Source organism: Vibrio harveyi NBRC 15634 = ATCC 14126 = KCTC 12724, from assembly GCF_001591145.1.
In the GTDB taxonomy this organism is placed as follows: Bacteria; Pseudomonadota; Gammaproteobacteria; order Enterobacterales; family Vibrionaceae; genus Vibrio; species Vibrio harveyi.
In genome coordinates this window covers 56,176-76,645 of the sequence record NZ_BCUF01000007.1, presented here as the reverse complement: position 1 = coordinate 76,645, position 20,470 = coordinate 56,176, and the positions used below count along the sequence as shown (strand labels likewise).

Here is a 20,470-nt window from a genome sequence, read left to right as displayed (position 1 = left end):
TGTGGTTTTGCTTGTGCTTGTTAGTTCACGGTGCGGCTGAACTTGATGCTAGCCGTCCAAGCAAGCACACCGATGAAAGCGTAAATCCCAACGTTCATCCAACCTGCATCTGGAATCGCGCTGAACGGGTTTGGCGCAAGAATCGCATGCAGTGGTAGATAGAAAATTGCTGAGAAGAAGTCATCCAGACCATAGAAGTTGAACATCGCAATTGGCATCCAACGTAGCGCGTAAATACCAATCAAGATGACCAATAGTGGTGAGTTCACTTTCTGCGAGATTGCCATTGCGGTTAGTGCGAGCGGCAATAACAACACCCCAGCCACTACCATTCGAAGCAAGAATTCAATCCAGTTCAGCAGCACGAAGCCCAATGATGCCTGGCGATACAATAACGCCAGCTGGTGGTCGGTTGAAACATTCAACATCCACAGCATAAAGTCGGCAGCGAAAACCAATACCGAACACACCAATGGAATCACCAATAAACCAAACGTCAGCTTCACCAGATGGGTTTTCACGTCACTGACAGGCATACTGCGCCAAAACATGATACTGCCCTCTGAGCGCTCTTTACGCAGCGTTCTCGGGAAGTATTGAGTGCCAAGCAGGATAGACAACAAACCAATGCCGCCGGTGATCAGCATGTTGACGTCATCGCCTAGCTCTTTGTGGATGTCACTGACATCACCGCCAAAGCTCATTTGGAAGAACATATTGTGTTGCAGTGTCGAGCTACTCATCAAGCTGACAAATAGCAGCACACCACAGGCAAACATAAATAACGGCACGCGTGTAACCAACGGGTTCTCTAGCCATTCTTTACGCAACATCGCGACAATCGATTTCATTATGCTGCCTCCTTCTGCAATGCCAAGAACAGATCCGCAAGCTTGACGCCATATACATCACCCAGCCCTGCAACTTGCTCTGCGTATTGAGACGAAAGCAACCATTTAGTTGTGCCTAAGCCTTTTTGTGATGACAGTGGTTTCAGCGCTTCGATTTGTGCGCGATGCTCATCACTGGCATCGAGAATGAAGTAATTTTCGCTGATGCTGTCCATTGAAGTTTGCAGAACAGGTCGACCGTGTTTAAGGATCAGCACGTCCGTCAGTAGGTGTTCGATTTCCGATACTTCATGGCTAGCAATGATCAGCACACGCTCGCCATCGTGGAACCATTCCAGCAAATGACGGTAGAAGGTATCGCGATAAACCAAATCCAAACCAAGCGTCGGCTCGTCGAGAATCAGAATCTGCGTATTGGTCGCGATGACGACAGCCAAGTGCAATTGCACCTTCATGCCTTTCGATAGGGATTTGATACGTGCACGCGGCTTGATATCGGTTTGACGAAGCATGCTATCAGCTTTGCTGCGATTAAAACCTGGGTGTACGCCCTCGGTGTAATCGAGCAGCTGAGCAACCGTCATCCAGTTTGGCAGAACGTTCACATCCGACATGTAAGATAAGCTCTGCATGATTTTGTCGCGTTGCATTATTGGCTCAAAGCCGTTGATGCGAATGGTGCCCTGATATTCGTGTGCACCGAGTAGGGCGTTAATGAGAGTCGATTTACCCGCACCGTTATGACCTAGCAAGCCAAGCACTTGACCCGCTTGTAGATCAAAGCTCACGTCATGCAGCGCTTCACCCTGCTGACGATATTGCTTGGAGGCGTGTTTTACACTGACTAATGCGCTCATTGGTCACCTTCAATATGTGTTTGGATTTGTTGGATAAATTCATCAAGAGACATATCCAGACGTTGTAGTGTGTCGGCGATCTGCGGAATTTGTTGCTCAAGGAAACGTGCTTTTTCATCAGCAAGCAGCTGTTTTTTTGCACCTTGGGCGACAAACATGCCTTGCCCACGTTTCTTTTCTACCAATCCTTCATCAACCAATAACTGATAGCCCTTCATGACCGTCAGGTGGTTGATCTTCATATCCGCAGAGACACTGCGTACCGAAGGCAAAGCTTCGCCCTCTTGCCAGATGCCTTGCAATATTTGCTGGGTGATCTGGTCAGCCAACTGACGGAAAATCGGTTGGCGATCATGCCAATGCGTCATGATTGGTTTCCTTGGCTGAGTTGGTGTTATATATATGTATAACACCTTGGCGATGGGATAGAAAGCGCCAATCTTCTTGCGCTGTTTTCTCAATCACTTTTGCCGATGAAATTTCGACAAAGTTTGCACCAGAGTTTCACGCAAAATTTGTACGCAATCGCATACGTTTTTGCCTTCAAAAACTGGTAAAAAATTGTTCACTTCTCATAAGTTGAGAAGAGCTAAAAAAACGAGAAAATTGCGCCACAAAACTTGGTGAAAAAGTGTGTTTTTTCACTGAGTGAGAATTGGGTGAATATCCGAGTTGTTGCTTTCTTATTTAATGAGAATTTAGTGGGTTTGGACCCTAGAAAACCACACGTTCAGTAGGCACTCTGACCTGCCTAAATACCGCTCAACCTGCGAGTTGTTACTCAAAGGATGAGAAAAAGGAGGCAAAGAGGTTTTATGAATCAGGTCATTTCTGTCGGTCCACAAGAGTCGTTTCTCGTCGCTATTTGTGTGTTGTTCTTGGGACAATTCGTTAACGCTAAATTACCGATCTTAAAGAAATTCAATATTCCCGAGCCAATCGTGGGTGGTTTGATTGTCGCATGTGCGATCACCGCGATGCACTTCAATGGCGTGGACTTAGTTTTCGATTTACCGTTGCAAAACACTTTCATGTTGATGTTCTTCGCTACCGTTGGCTTAGCAGCGAACTACACCCAGTTGATTAAAGGCGGCGCTAAGGTATTTATCTTCTTAGCTGTAGCATCGGTGTACATCCTTATCCAAAACGCGGTCGGTGTATCTTTGGCAACGGCGCTCGGCTTAGACCCGCTAATGGGCTTGATTGCAGGCTCGATTACGCTGTCTGGCGGTCACGGTACGGGCGCAGCATGGTCGCAAACCTTCCAAGACATGTACGGCTTGCACAACGTTTTAGAAGTGGCAATGGCATCCGCTACCTTTGGTTTGGTGATTGGTGGCATCATCGGTAGCCCAGTAGCACAACGCTTGATTGATAAACGTAATCTTGAATCTGAATACGGACGCACCAACCAGACTCACGAACGTTTCCCTGAATTGGTGACCTATAACGAGCACGAAGAAGACCGCGTAACCGCGAAAAAAGTGGTCGAGAGCTTGTCGATCATCTTGCTGTGTGTCACAGGTGCTGGCTACTTAGAAGGTTGGGTGAGCAGCTTTGGCATCAAATGGTTGATGATTCCGGACTTTGTTTACGCGCTGTTTATCGGTGTGGTGATCACCAACATCATGGAAGTGACCAAAGTACGCAAAGTGGATGTTGAAACGGTCGATATTCTCGGTACGGTTTCGTTGTCTCTGTTCCTAGCGATGGCGCTAATGAGCCTAAAACTGTGGAACATCTTCGACTTAGCAATCCCGTTCCTCATCATCCTAGCGGTGCAATCGGTGATTCTGGCGGTCTTCGCTTACTACGTAACGTTCCGTGTGATGGGCAGCAACTACGATGCCGCAGTCATCGCAAGTGGTCACTGTGGCTTTGGTCTGGGCGCAACGCCAACGGCAGTCATGAACATGGGCTCTATCGTTAACCGCTTCGGTCCATCACCACAAGCCTTTATGGTGGTGCCTATCGTTGGCGCGTTCTTTATCGACATCGTCAACCTAGTGATTCTGCAAGGCTGTATTTCTTTTATTAAGTAACCAGCCTTACTCCACAAAACAAAAGCCAGTCCCGAGAGACTGGCTTTTTTGATCTGACGTATGTCTCGTCCTGAATGAGTTACGGCGCAGGGCTTCTCTTCTTTAGATTCTCAAGCAAGTTACAGTGAAAAACCGTCAACTTCCGGTATGAGACCCAAATAAAAAATGAGCGTGCTAGGGTGCAGAGTCACCATTAAGTTTGTTTGTTAAGGATATCAACCTCTTGTAGGTCTTTAGGAGATTTATGGGCCTCTTAAAACGCATTCTGGGACACTCGTGCGAGAACACGCATTACCAAATCAACCGTGTCCAATCACACTATGTTTCTATACCTTGTGAAGCTTATTGTAAAACGACGGATGCCTGTCTGATTCATCTCTACAGGGATAAACATCAACGCTTGGCAGATCGCTTCATCAACCGCTCTACTTTTTATTACTCGGATAACGAAGATCCCAATGAACTTGTGACTTTATTGGACCTTGCTTGGCGTGGTTTATGCCCGAAGGCTAAAGTGCCAGCGGTGAGAAAGGCCATCTATGAAAAGCAACAGGAAGTACTTGAGAGCCTTCAAGGCATGGACAGCTACATCTTGCTGGTCGGTTCATGGTTGGGTGTGGAAGTCAGTAATTTCAGACGCAATGTGCAAACCAAGCATCAAGAAATGATAGAAGATCGCTTGTTGATATTTGGCGAGGAAGCGGAGGCGTTCCCTATTACGGAGGAATATGGCAGTGAGCTGTATTTTTATAAGTACCAACTGCTGCTGGATATCACGATTAGGGCAAATGAACTTAACGTAAAAAACGTCGTCGCTCGGTGTACTTTCCGCTGGTTTGACGCGATATTAGCGGGTATTTTTCTCGGTAGCATGGAGCAAGAGGTGATTGAGGAAATCCTTGATATGCACAATTACCATCAGAACGTACTTAATCAGATTTTTGAGCTGGCGGGAATCGGTTCTCTAGAGCAGTTTCTTTTAAACGTAAAGCCGGCGTAGAAGTATGATAAGCGTATCAACCGTGGGTAGGATGATACGCTTTCTCACTTTCTAGCCTTTTCGATGCAATTTCTCATAGGTTGCAAAGCTAAAAGCGCAGGCTGAAGAGATCAGATCTTGCTTGATGATGGTGACGGCATTGGCATCACTATTGGCGTAGTGTTTAGTAAAATGAACTTCTAGCGTCCCCTTGTCTCGATACTCACTCATTACCGGCTTTATCGATATCTCTTGGTTGAGTCCTTCTGCTTCGTTGGGCTCGCCTAGGCTGAGTACTTTCCCCACATATAACCTTCTATCCGACAGGGTCAGCATGACCATTTTGTCCCCTTTTTCTAACGCTGATTTAAAGAGAAAGTCATCCAGCGAGCTGTCGGAAAAGACTCTCGCATTCAGTCGCTCTTTTGGGCTAAACGTCATGTAGCGAATGCAATATTTGATGTAGGCGAGCAGAGACCAAAATACAGGCACGAGCAACATCGAAAACGTAATCATGGTCACCCAGGTGAGATTGATAACCTCTTGATTGGTAAAGGCATCAAGTTCATAGAGTAGGTTCGATGTAAACTCATAAGGCGTCTGTACCAACAATGCATCAGGTAACCATTTTATCGGAGCTACATGTGTGATGGCTGCGAAAAAATACGCGTAGCGATTAATGATCAAGACTAAGCCTAAGGCGATAAACAAACACATCATGCCTAAGTTTGCGCTTTTTAAGTACAGGTACTGTCCTTCATAACGGTGCACCTTGTATCGATAGAACGGATGGATATGACAAACCAAAAAACCACTTACCAAGATTGGTAAGATTAGCGACTTTGTTGCATAAATCGATGGAACTAAATTAAGAAACTATGATCTGATCGGCTACACCCATCAATCATCGTAGCCTCATGCCTAAACCTCGTTACAAAACAACTAACTGGAAGCAGTACAATAACTCCTTGATCAACAGAGGTTCACTGACGTTCTGGATTGACGAGGAGGCCATAACTGAGTGGAAACAACCAAAACAGGAAAGACGTGGCAGACCAAGAATGTTTAGTGATCTCGCTATCACGACGGCTCTCATGGTAAAGCGCATCTTTTCCTTACCATTAAGGGCGCTACAAAGCTTTATCGACTCTGTTTTTAGATTGGCGAACATCCCATTGGTTTGCCCTCACTATACCTGTATAAGTCGCCGAGCTAAGGATGTTGAGGTTAATTTCAAAACCTCAACACGAGGCGCTATCCAACACCTAGCCATCAATGCAACTGGTCTCAAGGTATACGGTGAGGGTGAATGGAAAGTGAAAAAACATGGAACCGATGGCAAGCGTCGAGTCTGGCGTAAACTCCATCTTGCGGTTGATACAGATACACACGAAATTATCGCCGCTGAGGTGACACTATCAGGTGTGACAGATGCGGAAGTACCCCCCCCCCAATCTACTCAAGCAAACACGCCAAACTATCAAGGAAATCTCGGGAGATGGTGCATACGATACAAGAGAGTGTCACAGGGCGATTAGGGTTAAGAAAGCGATACCTCTAATCCCTCCGCGTGAGGGTGCAGCTTTCTGGGAAAAAGGGCATCCACGCAATATGGCAGTTGGCTGTCAAAAGCTCTATGGCTCGAACAAAAAGTGGAAACAGAAGTATGGATATCATAAGCGTTCATTGTCGGAGAGCGCTATGTATCGTGTAAACAACTACTAGGAGCTTCACTCAAGCTTCGAAATTACAACGCACAAGTTAGTGAGACCTACGCCATGATCAAAGCACTCAACAAGCTAACTGGGATAGGTATGCCTGAAACTCAGTATATTGTTTAAAATACGCACGATTTAGCTAGCATTCGTTCTTACGCTGAATTAGGCAACAAAGCCCGGAGCAACTTAATCCCATAGCGATCTTCCAGCGCTTGCAGTCTTGCCGTGATAGTTGCAGGAGATAAACCTAACTCTCTACCTGCTGCTAACCCTTTATTCTTAACGATGCAGGCAAACATCGTCATATTAGAAAACTTGTCCACGGTCTCTCCTTTGACTTTATTATTCGGCTGAAGTGAAAAGTGAATTCGGATATTACCTGATTATCAAATGCACTCAATTTAATAATAATAACTTCATAAGAACGACATTAGAGAAACAAGTTATAACAGCGTATTAGGATGTTGACGTCTCCCAAGCGAAACAGGTCTATGTTCCAGCCTAATTATATCTGGAAATCAGTACATTTGTATTTCGTAATAACTTTGTGGCACAACCAAACCTTTTTGCTAGTCGTATGCGAAGAGCCTCATAAAAACAACTTAAGGAGTTATAGTATGAAGTTTTCTATTAAAAAAGTTACCATAGCTATACTGTTGTCTTCAGCATGTATTAATGCTTTTGCATCAAATAGTTGGACTCAAGATGAAATAATCGTAAAGCCTAAAGGAGCAGACATCTTTGGAAATGTAATGCCAAATGAGATGTCATACAAATTCTCCTACAATAGTGACGAACTATCTGCTGTCAATATGCTATTCAAAAGCACTGATAGTGGAAACGATGGAGATACTATCTACAATTCAATTGTTGGTTCTCATTATTTTAAGTATGAAAATGTTAATGGGAGAAAACGTTTAAAGGCCATAATGCTATTTAGCCAAGGGCGTGAACGTGTAACCGGTACCAAAGATCAGATTGCAGAAACATACTCACTTAGTGCCAAAGCAGAGTCACCCACATTCCCAATGTCAGGAAAATGGGTTCTTGTCGTCGCTGAAAGAGATGAACATGGTCGCGCCACAGTAGTTAATAAGTTCAGGATTGGCACTAAACTTATATCTATGATACATAAAAATCAACAGCGTATTGATGCAATGCATGCTACCGCTAGCATTCTCGGTAGTCTCTATAACACCATCGCTGCTGCCTTATCACCTCTTGATGGTATTGATTTTGATGACCCCTCTATTGGTTCTCCAATCGGTACATTTGTTATCACTTATACCGATCAAGAAAACACAAACTTCCAAGAGGTAAAAACATATGCCATAAGTTCTGGACAATGCTCTGCATGTCCTGCACCACCAGTTAAAAAACCACTCCAGAACTACTCATATACACCAAAAATTAGTTATGTTTGGGATTATCATAGCAATGGTGATATTACTACAACCTTCAACTATATTTCGATAGACGCATATCAAAAACTGACAATCCCATTTTATCAACAGGAATTAAACGTGGAAGATAACAATCCAGATTCAGGACGCATTGGAAGAATTATGGAATATGCGAACAACGTCTATAACCTATCCCACAATGCACAACCAACGCCTATGTATGAATATATATTGAAGGATGAGTCACGCGAATCTGTCACTGTGGACGAATATCTATTTGGTCTCTCTATGATGGGAATCGGAGTACCACAAGAAGAAACTAGCGATATTAACTTCAACAGTATTATAAGTTCAAGTCCAGACTCAGGTTCTAGCCATAGCGATAATCTAATCACTAATTGGTTAGTAGAATACTATGATAAACGCTTTAATGGCTTGGGTTCATTAGTATCAAAAATGGGTTCATTTGGCGGCTAATTTGGTTCTGTCGCAAAGTTGACGACGCAAAGCGATATTTTGATAATGCAACGTTACAATAACGGAGCATTATTAATATGGGACTTAACTTTTCAGGTCGACATTATCCATCGGATATTATCATGATGTGTCTGCGTTATTACCTTCATGGTAAGGAATTTCAATATTCCTTAACCTGAGCTCGGGATAAAAAATGAACTAAAAGCCCACCTTGCGATTAGATCCTTCGACTAAAAACGATTTGAACACAAACATGGTGGGCTTTATTGCGTAATTCAGACGAGAAACCAAACCTCCTAAAGTTGAGTAACTTTTATACAATGCACAGAGTTTCAGGCATACCAAGCCCTGTAAGTTTGTTCAGGGCTTTGATCATGGCGTAAGTCTCGCCAACCTGAGCATTGTAATTTCTTAGGTTCAGTTTCCCACCTAGTAGTTGTTTTACTCTGTATATCGCTGTCTCTGATAGCGAGCGCTTATGATAGCCATACCGCTTTTTCCACTTCTTGTTGGAGCCGTAGAGCTTCTGACAACCTACTGCTAAATTGCGAGGGTGTCCTTGTTCCCAGAAGACCGCCCCTTCTCGTGGCGGGATAAGCGGAACCGCTTGCTTGAGCCGTATAGCATCATGGCAATTCCTTGTGTCATAAGCGCTATCACCTGATATCTCAATGATTTTACGGCGTGTTTGCTTGAGTAAATTGGGGAGCACTTCGGCATCGGTTACGTTAGATAAGCTCAGCTCTGCTGTAACGATTTCGTGGGTGTTTGTATCTACTGCGATATGCAGCTTACGCCAGACTCTGTGCTTCCCATCAGTACCATGTTTTTTGACTTTCCACTCGCCCTCACCATAAACCTTGAGGTCAGTGGCATCAATGACCAGATGTTGTATTGTTCCTCTGGTTTTGGTTTTAAATGAAACCTCAACTTCCATAGCTCAGCGGCTTATACAGGTGTAGTGCGGGCAAACAAGCGGGATGTTAGCCAGCTTAAATACTGAGTCTAGAAAACCTTGCAGACCTCTCAACGGCATTGAAAATATTCGTTTCACCATCCGGTAGTAATGGCTAAGTCACGAAATCGGCGAGGTCTACCACGCTTGCCTTGTTTGTTTTGTTTCCACTCGGCTATCGCTTCCTCATCAATCCAAAAGGTCAGTGAACCCCGGTTGATTAAGACTTTATTGTACTGCTTCCAGTTAGTTGTTTTATCACGAGGTTTAGACATGAGACTACAGACTTGAATGAATGTAGACGATCAGATCGTAGCTTCTTGATTTAGTTCCATCGATTTAAGCAACAAAGCCCCAAAGTCCTGTTAATATTCAATCAACCGTGCTGGGTATTATGGATGAAATCAACATCAACTATTTAGGTGATGCCGTTTCTGCTATTGATAATGGTCATACTCTGCAAGCCAATGTTGAAGGTAATAACACGCTACTGGTTGACGATAAAAAGTTCACGCTTTCTCAGCTTCACTTCCATACGCCATCTGAAAACCACATCAACGGAAAAGAGTACCCGCTAGAGGCGCACTTTGTTCATGCTGATAAGGATGGCAATCTAGCGGTTGTGGCAGTCTTCTATAAGCTAGGAGATGAAAACCCAGCATTGGAGCAGTTGCTAAAGCATGACTTTGAAAAAGGCAAAACAACCAGCTTTGCACCAGTGAGCATCAAGTCTCTCATTCCTTCTAAGCACAGCTACTACCGATTCAATGGCTCGTTAACGACACCACCATGTTCTGAAGGCGTTCGTTGGTTAGTACTAAAAGAGGTTCAAACGGTATCTGCAGCGCAAGTGAAAGCGTTTATGGACATCATGGGCAAGAACAATCGTCCTATCCAGCCTATTAACGCTCGACTCATTATCAACTAACCCATTAATGGCGAGTCGAAGTCTGACGCGGTTTCCGTGCTATCTGAGATGAACGGTTGTCTAAACGAAAAAAAGGACTCTTAGTGAGTCCTTTTTGATATTAAAAATAAGAGCATACATCAAGTGGAACTCAAGTGTTTGATGGGTACTCCATCCTTGGAGGTTTGACACTTAAGCGACATCGAACGCAGTCACACATTGCACTCGGATGTACTAACCGAAACCAATTTAACATTGAACTTGTAAGCAGTACATCAAATGATTTTTGTCGATTGATGATGCCTAAGTGGCTCAATTTTAAGTGGTTTATCTTCGAGGCTTTAGACGGATATTGTTGATATTGAGCGTAAGTTAGAGCGAAGTTGGCATTTATTAGAATGCTTGTAGATGTGCACTAGCGTCTAGGGTTTTTGAGAGCGTTAGTCTCTCTGAAAGCTCTCCTACTTATAGATAGCGAATGTTAATCGTCGCAGAAAATGCGCTCTGTATCATCTGCAGTTCCTGCAATAAAAAAGGACTCAATTGAGAGCCCTTTTGGTTTTCGCTGTCTGACGTTGCGACGGAATTACAAGAACGCTTTGTATGGCAATTCTGGTTCGTTTTTGAAGATGTCGCTAAAGCCACGGAAGTGTTGGTAGTGCATGCGACCTTTATCGGTTGGGAAGGTGTATTTGCCCCCGACTTGCCAGAAGAACGGTGCGAACTTGTATTGCAGACGGTCTTTCTTCATGTTCCACAACACTTCGATTTCGCGTGGGTCGTTTTGGAAGTTCGCCCAAATATCGTGGTGGAATGGCATAACGACATCACAATTCAATGATTCTGCTGCGCGTAGGATGTCAGAAGACGTCATCTTGTCTGTCACGCCACGTGGGTTCTCACCGAATGACAACAATGCCACGTCGATTTGGTATTCGTTGCCGTGCGCTGCGTAGTAGTTTGAGTAGTGTGAGTCACCAGAGTGGTAAATCGAGCCACCTGAAGTTTCAATCAGGTAGTTCACTGCGCGTTTGTCCATGCCGTCGAGGATTTCTTTATCGTAAGATGAAGTGCCCTCTGGCAGCGTGACAAGTGCAGTACGGTCGAATGAATCCAGTACGCGGATCTTCATGTCGCCGACTTCAAGCACATCGCCCACTTTTGCGACAACACAACGCTCTTCTGGCACACCCCAGCCCATCCATAAATCGACACACGCCTGTGGACCGATGAACTTCACGTGGTCACCACAGTTTTGTAGTACCGCTGCCGCGACGTTCACGTCGATATGGTCAGCATGGTCATGGGATGCCATCACAGCGTCGATCTCTTTGATAGCAAATGGGTCAAGCGGGAAGATAGCAGTACGTAGGTTTGGTTGCAGCGCTTCGACACCACCCATACGCATCATTTGGTGCTGGTTCTTCATGAAGGCATTCTTTTGCGTCTTTTTGCCCGTACCACACCAGAAGTCGATAGAGATGTTGGTGTTGCCCTCACTCTTCAACCAGATACCTGTACAACCTAGCCACCACATCGAGAATGTATTTGGTTCTACCACCGTATTTTCGATCTCTTCGTTTAACCAGGTACCCCACTCAGGGAATGTATTTAGGATCCAAGATTCACGAGTGATTTCATTTACTTTACTCATAGCAACACCTTTTTGTTTCACAATTTTTATTAAATTTGGGATGTAGGGAGCCGAGCGCCTTAATTTGTGGTTAAGGCACTGAGCTGAATTATTTTTATTTATTTGAGAAAGAGGCTAGGGCGCGTTAGACCAGAATGACCTGTGTCCCTTTTGCTTCTATCGCTTTGATGACCTCTGAGTTGGCGTTTTTGCCTGTGATCAGAATGTCGATTTTCTCGGTAGGACAGAACAACATGCCTGTTCTGTGACCCACTTTGGAGCTGTCTACCACGACTACGAGCTTGTCGATTTGCTCAAGCATTTGCTGCTCAGCCACCGCGGTTAACATGTCGGCTTTGTAGAGTCCGGCTTCGGTTAATCCTTTACCCGAGGTGAACATCCAATTGCCTGCGTAACTGCCAAGCGAGTTGGGCGCCGGATTTAAGAACAGTTTTTGCGAACGGTTGTATTGACCGCCAATGATGATCACATCGTCATGGTCTTCATTGATCAGGTAGCTTGCCAATGGGAAGTAGTTGGTGACGATCTGCACGTCTTGTCCACATAGCTTCTGCCCAAGTAGGAAAGCGGTCGAACCGCAGTTGATGACCACGCTGTCGCCAGGCTGACAAAGTTCAGCGGCTTGCATCGCAATCAAGGATTTTTCTTCGTAATGCTCAGTGCTGTTGATGTTCAGCGGTGACCATTTTTTCTTTTCTGCTTCTACGCGTTCTGCGCCGTTGCGTACTTTGCGCAGTTTGCCTAGTTCATCCAGCTTAGAGATGTCACGGCGAGCCGTCGCTGGAGAGACGTTAAAGCTCTCAATAATGTGTGAGACGTTAATCGTCTGATTTTCTTCTAATAAAGACAGAATGCCATTGTGTCTTTGTACTTCATTCATACCCATCACCCTATTTGATTCAAATTCACCGAAATGTGTATCTAGTGATTATTTGGTGATTACTTGTGATTTGTTTTGATTCTATTAATCACGCTCTTGATTGTCAAATTCAAGACTGATGAAAATCTGAACTTCATCACAAGAATTTATAAGTTATTGTATTTATTGATAATTTAATTTTTGTGTGTGATCCGCTTACCATTTGTAGGGTTTTTTGGAGGGCAAAATTGATAAATATCAAAATAATCACAAATGAGCATTGCGTGATTACTTTTGATTGTTAGAGTTTATTTCGTGAGCAAAAACTGAGTAGATTCTGCGACATCAGATGGAATCACTCTGACCTACATACGATTACAAATAAAAAACACTCTAGGGGTAAAGATATGGAGTTCTTGTACGACATCTTCTATATTTTTTACAGCCAAGTTATGACCAAAGCCCCACTACTACTGGGTTTGGTAACATGCATTGGCTATTGGTTGCTGAGAAGAGACGCCACCACCATCATTAAAGGTTCCATCAAAACGATCGTGGGTTTCATGCTGGTTCAAGTGGGTGCGGGCACCCTAGTTGCTGGCTTCAAACCTGTGATTTCCAAACTTTCCGAATACCACGGGCTAACCGGCTCGGTCATTGACCCTTACACCTCCATGATGTCTACCATGGAAGCGATGGGCGATAACTACTCTTGGGTAGGTTACGCCGTTCTATTGGCATTAGGAATCAATATCCTCTTGGTACTGTTCCGCCGATACACGGGTATCCGCACCATCATGCTGACTGGTCACATCATGTTCCAGCAAGCAGGTCTGATCGCCGTGTTCTACTTTGTGCTTGGCGCAAGCATGTGGGAAACCATCATTTACTCTGCGGTGTTAATGGCGCTGTACTGGGGTATCTCCTCCAACATTATGTTCAAGCCAACCGAAGAAGTCACTGGCGGGGCGGGTTTCTCAATTGGTCACCAACAACAGGTCGCGTCTTGGATTGCAACAAAAGTAGCGCCAAAACTGGGTGATAAGAACGACAGCGTTGACCACCTAGAACTGCCTAAATGGCTACACATCTTCCACGACAGCATCGCAGCAACGGCGATCGTGATGACGGTGTTCTTCGGCATCATTCTGCTTTCATTCGGTCTTGATAACCTTCAAGAAATGGCGGGCACCACACACTGGACTATCTACATCCTAGAAACGGGTCTGAAATTCGCTGTGGCGATTCAGGTGATTGTTGCTGGTGTACGTATGTTCGTTGCTGAGCTGTCTGAAGCGTTCAAAGGCATCTCTGAGCGCGTGATTCCAAACGCGGTATTGGCGATTGACTGTGCGGCTATCTACGCATTTTCTCCAAACGCAATGGTATTTGGTTTCATGTGGGGTGCGCTTGGTCAGTTCGCGGCAGTACTGGCAATGCTGGCATTCGATGCGCCAATCATGATCATCCCTGGCTTCATTCCAATGTTTTTCTCTAACGCGACCATCGGCGTATTTGCTAACCACTTCGGTGGCTGGAAAGCGGTGATGAAGATCTGTTTCGTGATGGGCATCATCGAGGTACTAGGTTCTGCTTGGGCTATCCACCTATTTAGCCAACACGGCACAGAATTCAACGGCTGGATGGGCATGGCGGACTGGGCGCTTGTATTCCCACCAATCATGCAAGGTCTGTCTGCATCGAAAATGTTCTTCTTCGTTCTTGTTGGTCTGTCTCTGGTTTACATGTTCTTCGCTTCTCGCAAGCTACGTGCTGAAGAAGACGCGCAAGGCACAGTAGAAATCAGTGAAGAGCCAGAAGTGATTGAAGCGGTAGAGCAAGCAATCAAAGCGAGCGACGGTCTGCGCCCAGTAAGCATCCTAGCGGTATGTGGTAACGGTCAAGGTTCATCGATGATGATGAAAATGAAGATCGGCAAATACCTAGAGAAGAAAGGCATTCCTCACGTGATGGACTCATGCGCAGTGTCGGACTACAAGTCGAAGCTTGCGAGCACGGACATCATCGTATCGTCGAAGCACCTGTCTGCGGAGATGGAACCAGGCGAAGGCAAGTTTGTACTTGGGGTGCAAAACATGCTTAACCCTAACTCCTTCGGGGACGAGCTACTCGACATCATCAATAAAAACTTTGTACCAGCAAAATAAAACAACATGACCAAATACTTCTCTCAATGAAGATATAAGAAACCAATAACAAACAGCGGATAACAACAGTGGTGCCGGGTTTCGGAAAGCCAAAGTCACGGCACCCAAACTGGAGATAGAACAATGGGATTAAAACAATCACTGATCGACAACAACTCAATCAAACTGCAAGCAAAAGCGTCTAACTGGCGTGAAGCCATCAAGATTGGTACGGACATGTTGATTGCCTCTGGTGCGATTCAGCCTTCTTACCATGACGCCATCATCAGCAGCGTGGAAGAGTTGGGTCCTTACATCTGCATCGCGCCTAACTTGGCACTGCCACACGCACGCCCAGAAAACGGCGTGATTCGAACTGCTTTCGCACTGGTTACGCTAGAAGAGCCAATCTACTTTGAAGGCGAAGACGAGCCAGTTGATGTGTTGATCACGCTAGCGGGCAGCTCTTCCGATGAGCACATGGAAGGTCTGATGGAAGTGACCCAAGTGTTGGATGATGAAGACAGTGAAACGGGCGTGGATTTAGACAAGCTTCGCCGTTGCCGCAGCAAAACCGATGTATTCAACGTGATTGATGAAGCTTTGGCTGTCACCGCCTAAGGAGAAATCATGTACAGCGAACTGAAACAACGTGTGCTCGAAGCCAACCTCAAACTGCCGAAATACGGCTTGGTGACCTTCACCTGGGGCAACGTGTCTGAGATTGACCGCGAGCGCGGCGTGATTGCGATTAAACCGTCGGGGGTGGAATACGATGGCATGCGCGCTGAACACATTGTGGTGGTCGATTTAGACGGCAATGTGGTGGAAGGCAATATGAATCCATCCAGCGATACCGCGACCCACATTGAGATCTACAAAGCGTTCCCACAAGTGGGCGGCGTGGTGCATACACACTCACGCAGCGCAACGATTTGGGCACAAGCGGGGATTGATATTCCAGCGCTGGGCACGACTCATGCCGACTACTTCTACGGCGACATTCCGTGTACTCGTAAGCTCTCACAACGCGAAATTGCCGAAGAGTACGAGAAGAACACTGGCTTAGTTATCGTGGAAGAGTTTCGTCAACGCCGCATCGACCCAATGGCAGTACCAAGCGTGATTGTGGCGGGGCATGCGCCTTTCTCTTGGGGAACCAACGCCGATGATGCCGTGCACAACGCGGTGGTATTGGAAGAGATTTCTGCCATGGCATTAGCAACGCGTTCACTCAACAGCGGCATCAAGATCCAGCCTGAGCTTTCAGACAAACACTACCTGCGTAAGCACGGTGAAAACGCCTACTACGGGCAGAGGTAACGACATGTACAAAGTGCTTGCTTTAGATTTAGACGGAACCGTCCTCACCGATGACCACAGCATTCACCCTGAGGTGAAAAAAGCGATTCAAGAAGCGCAGCAGAAGTGTCATGTGGTGATTGTCACCGGACGCCATCACACTGCGGCACGTCCGTATTACGATGAGTTGGGTCTTACCACGCCTATCATCTGCTGCAACGGCACTTATGTTTATGACTACCACAACGACCGAGTGCTCAAGCACAACTCCATCGATAAGGAAGACGCGCTGACGTTCATCGCCTTGGCGAAGGAGTTTCAGGTCAAGATGGTGATGTACGTAACCGATGCCATGACGTACTCAAACTACAACCCAATTCACTACATGGAAGCGTTGGAAAAGTGGGCGAAAACCGCGCCAGAGCATCTTCAACCGAAGATCTACAAAATCGACTCGTTCAGTGAAGAAGTGCGCAATACCGAGTTCGTGTGGAAATTCGTGGTGGAAGGCTTACCAAGCTCGGTAGAACGCTTGATTGAAAACCCATGGGTGAAAGAGAAATTCAACGGCGAACGCTCGTGGTCGAATCGCATCGACTTCGCAGCAAAAGGTAACAGCAAAGGTTTAAGACTGGCGGAATACGTTTCTGAGCTGGGTTATCACCCGAATCATGTCATTGCCGTGGGCGATAACCACAATGATATTTCCATGCTCCGTTACGCCGGATTAGGCGTTGCCATGAATAACGCAGACGAGACGGTACGCTCAAGCGCCCGTTTGGTGTGCGAAACCGATAACAATAACGACGGCTTAGCTCGTCTGATACGTGAAAAAATTCAAGGATAAGCATCATGACCAAACCAATGATTCAAATCGCTCTAGACCAAACTAACCTAACTGACGCTGTGGCGGTTGCAAGCAATGTACATAGCTACGTCGATGTGATTGAAGTGGGCACCATTCTCGCGTTCGCAGAAGGGATGAATGCGGTCTCGACGCTACGTAAGAACCACCCGGACCACATTCTAGTGTGCGATATGAAAACCACCGATGGCGGCGCGATTTTGTCTCGCATGGCGTTTGAAGCGGGCGCTGACTGGATTACGGTTTCAGCCGCAGCGCACATTGCGACCATTGAAGCGTGTAAAAAAGTGGCGGATGAGTTTAGCGGCGAAATCCAAATCGAAATCTACGGCAATTGGACGATGGAAGATGCGCAAGCGTGGGTGGATCTTGGCATCACTCAAGCGATTTATCACCGTTCTCGCGATGCAGAGTTGGCTGGGATTGGTTGGACAGACGCTGACATCAGCAAAATGCGTCAACTCTCTGAACTGGGTATCGAGCTCTCTATCACGGGCGGTATCGTGCCAGAAGACATCTACCTGTTTGAAGGCATCAAAGCGAAAACCTTTATCGCAGGTCGCGCATTGGCTGGCGACAAAGGGCAAGAAACCGCAGAAGCATTGAAAGCGCAAATCGACCGTTACTGGAACTAGGGGGCGACATGTATCAGAACCTACAACGTCATCGTGTTGGCTTGTATGAGAAAGCGTTGCCGAACGAGTTGAGCTGGGAAGAAAAGCTCAGCGTGACCAAAGAATTAGGCTTCGATTTTCTTGAGATCTCGGTGGACGAATCAGACGAGCGCCGCAGCCGCTTAGATTGGGACGACGAGACGATTTATGCCCTGCGTCACCAGTGTGAACGTTATGGCATGCCATTGCAGTCGATGTGTTTGAGCGCGCACCGCAAGTTCCCGTTTGGCTCGGCGGACCCGAAGATTCGCGAGCAAGCCGTGCTGCACATGGAAAAGGCGATTGCATTGGCGTACAAACTTGGCGTCCGTACTATTCAATTGGCTGGTTACGATGTGTATTACGAGCCAGCAAACCGTGCTACCCACTTGCGTTTTATTGAAGGTATGAAGGAAGCAGCGAAACTGGCAGAGCGCGCAGGCGTGATGCTTGCTGTCGAAATCATGGACACCGATTACCTCAACTCATTGAGCAAGTTTGAGGTGCTTAATCGCGAAGTGAATTCACCGTATTTCACTGCTTATCCAGACGTAGGCAACATCTCGGGTTGGAATTACGACGTGTGCACCGAACTGAAATTGAGTAAGCCACACATTACCCAAATCCACCTTAAAGACACCTATCGTGTGACGCCGGAATACAAAGGTCAGTTCCGCGATCTCGTGATTGGCGATGGTGAAGTAAACTTCGATGCCATCTTCCGCACACTCAAAGAGACAGACTGCGTCGTGCCACTGGTGATTGAGATGTGGGCGCAAGATGAACATTGGCGTGCGCACATTCAAACCGCTCAACAGCGCTTAAATCAAGCGTGTGATCATGCGGAATTACCAAGGTTGTTTGCCGCATAATTCTCTCTTAACTGTATAAACAGTTATACCCAAGTAACCTCGAGATGCGTGGTTCAGCGAAAGTGACTTGGTTTGCAGACGCGGCAACGATTTGAAGATCTAGTGGTTCTAAATCAAAAATCGTTAACAAAGTATGGAAGCCAAGGCAATTCGCCCTTCGGGAACGAGTCACGGAAACAATTTCTTCGTCAAACGACTTGGAAATAGCTGTCTATTACGCTGCTTCGTTTTCCTTGAACTTGAGTCAGTGACTTGTTCTGAATCCTGCATCTTGAAGTCACTTGGGTATATATGCTCCGGTGCTCGTTATTGGGCACCGTTTTCCCATCGTGGGAACGTGCAGTTTTTAACCCTCGTGAAAACTGCACTCTTTCGTTTCATTGGTTGACTTACCATCAGGGTTGGCGCAAAGTTGCGCTTTGTCGTTATGAAACCCCGTTAATCTGAATGAAATTACTCCATCTGCAACTTTTCTGGTACGAAAAACATCACACCCTATTGGAGATGGAAGACCTGCCAATTCTTACCCCAGCGCAAGAGCAAGAACTGCGTGAGTGGGCGAAAACACGCCGAAAAATCCTCAGCTACGAAGTGCATCAACAGCCTTGGGTAAAAGTGAACGTCGACGGTTTCTCATCGATTTTAGAGCTCAAACCAAATGGCACGTTGGTGGAAAAAGACTTGTTCAGTGAGCGTGGTTTACAGGGCTTATGGAAGGTCAGCGACGGCTTCTTGTTTATTAAAGTCATCAGCGGTGAATTCATCGTCGAATACCAAATTGTTGGTCACACCGAAAACAATGTGCACAGTGGTATCGAGTACATCAACGGCAAAATCAGTACCTATAGCAAATTTGCCAAACTCGCGAATAATTAAGCCGATTCAATTCGATGTCGAGAAAGGAGCCAAAGTGCTCCTTTTTTGTTGTGGATAGAAAATCCCAACTATTCTTACTTCAAGCAATGAAATCAATGCGTTAATATCCAAGTCATCACCTTATTTCAAACAGTAGCAGGAGGCATGAATCGTGTCTGAAAAAATATCGACGTCGGCGCTGGCAAAAATGCGTCAGATAGAAGCAAAGCTGCTGTTTGCTGATCTCAAACGCGCTGGTTACATCGTTCGCCAAGACGAGAAATGGATTTTGACCGAAGAGGGCGCCAAGTTTGGTGGCGAGTATGTTGATCACCCTAAATTTGGGCAGTTCATCGTATGGCCGACTAACTTGCACATCGAGCTTGCTGCAACGTCTGGCAAAACCTACAGCGCAACCCAGTTAGGTGAGAAGCTTAAGCTCAATGCTAAGCGCATGAACCAGCTGTTAAGTGAATTAGGCTGGATCAGCAAATCCGAAGAGGGTTGGAGCTTAACCGAAGCTGGAATCCGTGCTGGTGGGCAGCAGAGAACCGATAAAGAGTCGCAGAATACCTTTGTGGTGTGGCACGACGTAGTGCTGCGTAACAAGCGACTCAAGCAGTCTGTGATTGAGTTTTTAGGTCAAGATGCCGAGTCCCATTCCACAGATAAGTCGTTTTCTAGTTTTCGCCAGAAGTTTGAAGCCAAGCACCGCACTTTAGATGGACATTATGTACGTTCTAAAGGAGAACTGCTGATCGATAACTGGCTGTATTTGGCAGGAGTAGTACACGCTTATGAGCGTCAACTGCCGATCGACCAAGATGTGACAAGCGATTTCTACCTACCAGGCGGCAAAGTCTATCTGCAGTTTTGGGGCAGCGACACCGGTGAGATGTTAGAAGCGGAGCGAGAGAAGATTCGTGCGGTGTACGAGCAGCATAACTTCAACCTCATTGAGGTCGAACCGAGTGAGTTAGATAAACTCGATGAGGTATTGCCGAAACGTCTGCGCCAGTTTGGTATTCAAGCTTATTAAACGCCTCGCTAGCGGTTGTTTAAATTCCTAAACCT

At 46.0% G+C, this 20,470-nt stretch carries 17 protein-coding genes and 4 pseudogenes; 13 read left to right on the top strand and 8 right to left on the bottom strand.

Annotation, left to right across the window (positions count from 1 at the left end; genetic code table 11):
• Positions 1–20: 20 nt before the first annotated feature.
• The 3 genes from VHA02S_RS05760 to VHA02S_RS05750 are packed head-to-tail and all read right to left on the bottom strand — an operon-like array spanning position 21 to position 2,076.
• Entirely contained in the window at positions 21–851 is an 831-nt protein-coding gene (locus tag VHA02S_RS05760; protein ID WP_038898426.1) for a membrane protein, read from the bottom strand.
• On the bottom strand, positions 851–1,708 hold the full coding sequence (locus VHA02S_RS05755; RefSeq protein ID WP_038898427.1) for an ABC transporter ATP-binding protein: 858 nt from the start codon (positions 1,706–1,708) through the stop codon (positions 851–853). Before VHA02S_RS05755 ends, VHA02S_RS05760 begins: the two co-directional genes overlap by 1 nt.
• Positions 1,705–2,076, bottom strand: a complete 372-nt coding sequence (locus VHA02S_RS05750) for a GntR family transcriptional regulator (protein ID WP_005428840.1) — start codon at positions 2,074–2,076, stop codon at positions 1,705–1,707. Before VHA02S_RS05750 ends, VHA02S_RS05755 begins: the two co-directional genes overlap by 4 nt.
• 447 nt (positions 2,077–2,523) lie before the next feature.
• Between VHA02S_RS05750 and gltS the strand changes: the two genes are divergently transcribed.
• Together gltS and VHA02S_RS05740 are read left to right on the top strand one after the other, a co-directional pair.
• Positions 2,524–3,750, top strand: a complete 1,227-nt coding sequence (gene gltS / locus VHA02S_RS05745) for a sodium/glutamate symporter (RefSeq protein WP_020195065.1) — start codon at positions 2,524–2,526, stop codon at positions 3,748–3,750.
• A gap of 244 nt (positions 3,751–3,994) precedes the next feature.
• The gene (locus VHA02S_RS05740; RefSeq protein ID WP_038898428.1) at positions 3,995–4,750 is read left to right on the top strand and encodes a hypothetical protein; all 756 of its coding nucleotides are present in this window, start codon (positions 3,995–3,997) and stop codon (positions 4,748–4,750) included.
• Positions 4,751–4,801: 51 nt separating this feature from the next.
• Here VHA02S_RS05740 and VHA02S_RS05735 read toward each other — a convergent pair whose 3' ends face one another.
• On the bottom strand, positions 4,802–5,536 hold the full coding sequence (locus tag VHA02S_RS05735; protein WP_227740454.1) for a hypothetical protein: 735 nt from the start codon (positions 5,534–5,536) through the stop codon (positions 4,802–4,804).
• 110 nt (positions 5,537–5,646) lie between these two features.
• On the opposite strand from VHA02S_RS05735, the pseudogene VHA02S_RS05730 reads away from it, so the two are divergent.
• Positions 5,647–6,570, top strand: a pseudogene (locus VHA02S_RS05730) (IS5 family transposase).
• Between the two features lie 56 nt (positions 6,571–6,626).
• Here the strand turns inward: VHA02S_RS05730 and VHA02S_RS25740 are convergent.
• Positions 6,627–6,770, bottom strand: a pseudogene (locus VHA02S_RS25740) (helix-turn-helix domain-containing protein); the annotation flags it as partial.
• A 294-nt stretch (positions 6,771–7,064) separates the two neighbouring features.
• Here VHA02S_RS25740 and VHA02S_RS05725 point away from each other — a divergent pair.
• Positions 7,065–8,327 (top strand): hypothetical protein, encoded by a 1,263-nt coding sequence (locus VHA02S_RS05725; protein ID WP_038898430.1) that lies wholly within the window; start codon positions 7,065–7,067, stop codon positions 8,325–8,327.
• Between the two features lie 313 nt (positions 8,328–8,640).
• On the opposite strand, the pseudogene VHA02S_RS05720 reads toward VHA02S_RS05725, so the two are convergent.
• Positions 8,641–9,557: pseudogene (locus tag VHA02S_RS05720) on the bottom strand (IS5 family transposase).
• An 80-nt stretch (positions 9,558–9,637) separates the two neighbouring features.
• On the opposite strand from VHA02S_RS05720, the pseudogene VHA02S_RS05715 reads away from it, so the two are divergent.
• Positions 9,638–10,210 (top strand): annotated as a pseudogene (locus VHA02S_RS05715) (carbonic anhydrase); the annotation flags it as partial.
• 565 nt (positions 10,211–10,775) lie between these two features.
• Here VHA02S_RS05715 and ulaG read toward each other — a convergent pair.
• Positions 10,776–11,843, bottom strand: a complete 1,068-nt coding sequence (gene ulaG / locus VHA02S_RS05710) for an L-ascorbate 6-phosphate lactonase (RefSeq protein ID WP_005434681.1) — start codon at positions 11,841–11,843, stop codon at positions 10,776–10,778.
• A 124-nt stretch (positions 11,844–11,967) separates the two neighbouring features.
• Positions 11,968–12,723, bottom strand: a complete 756-nt coding sequence (ulaR, locus tag VHA02S_RS05705; protein WP_009703226.1) for an HTH-type transcriptional regulator UlaR — start codon at positions 12,721–12,723, stop codon at positions 11,968–11,970.
• 386 nt (positions 12,724–13,109) lie between these two features.
• Here ulaR and VHA02S_RS05700 point away from each other — a divergent pair, with 386 nt between their 5' ends.
• The 8 genes from VHA02S_RS05700 to VHA02S_RS05665 all read left to right on the top strand — a co-directional run bounded on the left by VHA02S_RS05700 (position 13,110) and on the right by VHA02S_RS05665 (position 20,435).
• Positions 13,110–14,870 (top strand): PTS ascorbate-specific subunit IIBC, encoded by a 1,761-nt coding sequence (locus VHA02S_RS05700; protein ID WP_005434683.1) that lies wholly within the window; start codon positions 13,110–13,112, stop codon positions 14,868–14,870.
• Positions 14,871–14,993: 123 nt separating this feature from the next.
• Positions 14,994–15,470, top strand: a complete 477-nt coding sequence (locus tag VHA02S_RS05695; protein ID WP_009702554.1) for a PTS sugar transporter subunit IIA — start codon at positions 14,994–14,996, stop codon at positions 15,468–15,470.
• Between the two features lie 9 nt (positions 15,471–15,479).
• Positions 15,480–16,172 carry an L-ribulose-5-phosphate 4-epimerase gene (locus VHA02S_RS05690; RefSeq protein WP_009696581.1) on the top strand — a complete coding sequence of 231 codons (693 nt, stop codon included), beginning with the start codon at positions 15,480–15,482 and terminating at the stop codon, positions 16,170–16,172.
• 4 nt (positions 16,173–16,176) lie between these two features.
• Positions 16,177–16,998, top strand: a complete 822-nt coding sequence (locus VHA02S_RS05685; protein ID WP_005434688.1) for a Cof-type HAD-IIB family hydrolase — start codon at positions 16,177–16,179, stop codon at positions 16,996–16,998.
• Between the two features lie 5 nt (positions 16,999–17,003).
• Positions 17,004–17,651, top strand: a complete 648-nt coding sequence (locus VHA02S_RS05680; protein WP_005434690.1) for a 3-keto-L-gulonate-6-phosphate decarboxylase UlaD — start codon at positions 17,004–17,006, stop codon at positions 17,649–17,651.
• An 8-nt stretch (positions 17,652–17,659) separates the two neighbouring features.
• On the top strand, positions 17,660–18,541 hold the full coding sequence (locus VHA02S_RS05675) for an L-ribulose-5-phosphate 3-epimerase (protein WP_038898432.1): 882 nt from the start codon (positions 17,660–17,662) through the stop codon (positions 18,539–18,541).
• A gap of 447 nt (positions 18,542–18,988) precedes the next feature.
• Positions 18,989–19,417 (top strand): hypothetical protein, encoded by a 429-nt coding sequence (locus tag VHA02S_RS05670; protein ID WP_005434695.1) that lies wholly within the window; start codon positions 18,989–18,991, stop codon positions 19,415–19,417.
• A 151-nt stretch (positions 19,418–19,568) separates the two neighbouring features.
• The gene (locus VHA02S_RS05665) at positions 19,569–20,435 is read left to right on the top strand and encodes a phage antirepressor KilAC domain protein (RefSeq protein WP_009706731.1); all 867 of its coding nucleotides are present in this window, start codon (positions 19,569–19,571) and stop codon (positions 20,433–20,435) included.
• Positions 20,436–20,470 lie beyond the last annotated feature (35 nt).

Coding starts and splice junctions, on each gene's coding strand:
- VHA02S_RS05695 (WP_009702554.1), top strand. CDS start 14,994: ATGGGATTAAAACAATCACTGATCGACAACAACTCAATCAAACTGCAA.
- VHA02S_RS05725 (WP_038898430.1), top strand. CDS start 7,065: ATGAAGTTTTCTATTAAAAAAGTTACCATAGCTATACTGTTGTCTTCA.
- VHA02S_RS05675 (WP_038898432.1), top strand. CDS start 17,660: ATGTATCAGAACCTACAACGTCATCGTGTTGGCTTGTATGAGAAAGCG.
- VHA02S_RS05755 (WP_038898427.1), bottom strand. CDS start 1,708: ATGAGCGCATTAGTCAGTGTAAAACACGCCTCCAAGCAATATCGTCAG.
- VHA02S_RS05685 (WP_005434688.1), top strand. CDS start 16,177: ATGTACAAAGTGCTTGCTTTAGATTTAGACGGAACCGTCCTCACCGAT.
- ulaR (WP_009703226.1), bottom strand. CDS start 12,723: ATGAATGAAGTACAAAGACACAATGGCATTCTGTCTTTATTAGAAGAA.
- VHA02S_RS05760 (WP_038898426.1), bottom strand. CDS start 851: ATGAAATCGATTGTCGCGATGTTGCGTAAAGAATGGCTAGAGAACCCG.
- VHA02S_RS05690 (WP_009696581.1), top strand. CDS start 15,480: ATGTACAGCGAACTGAAACAACGTGTGCTCGAAGCCAACCTCAAACTG.
- ulaG (WP_005434681.1), bottom strand. CDS start 11,843: ATGAGTAAAGTAAATGAAATCACTCGTGAATCTTGGATCCTAAATACA.
- VHA02S_RS05750 (WP_005428840.1), bottom strand. CDS start 2,076: ATGACGCATTGGCATGATCGCCAACCGATTTTCCGTCAGTTGGCTGAC.
- gltS (WP_020195065.1), top strand. CDS start 2,524: ATGAATCAGGTCATTTCTGTCGGTCCACAAGAGTCGTTTCTCGTCGCT.
- VHA02S_RS05670 (WP_005434695.1), top strand. CDS start 18,989: ATGAAATTACTCCATCTGCAACTTTTCTGGTACGAAAAACATCACACC.
- VHA02S_RS05700 (WP_005434683.1), top strand. CDS start 13,110: ATGGAGTTCTTGTACGACATCTTCTATATTTTTTACAGCCAAGTTATG.
- VHA02S_RS05740 (WP_038898428.1), top strand. CDS start 3,995: ATGGGCCTCTTAAAACGCATTCTGGGACACTCGTGCGAGAACACGCAT.
- VHA02S_RS05680 (WP_005434690.1), top strand. CDS start 17,004: ATGACCAAACCAATGATTCAAATCGCTCTAGACCAAACTAACCTAACT.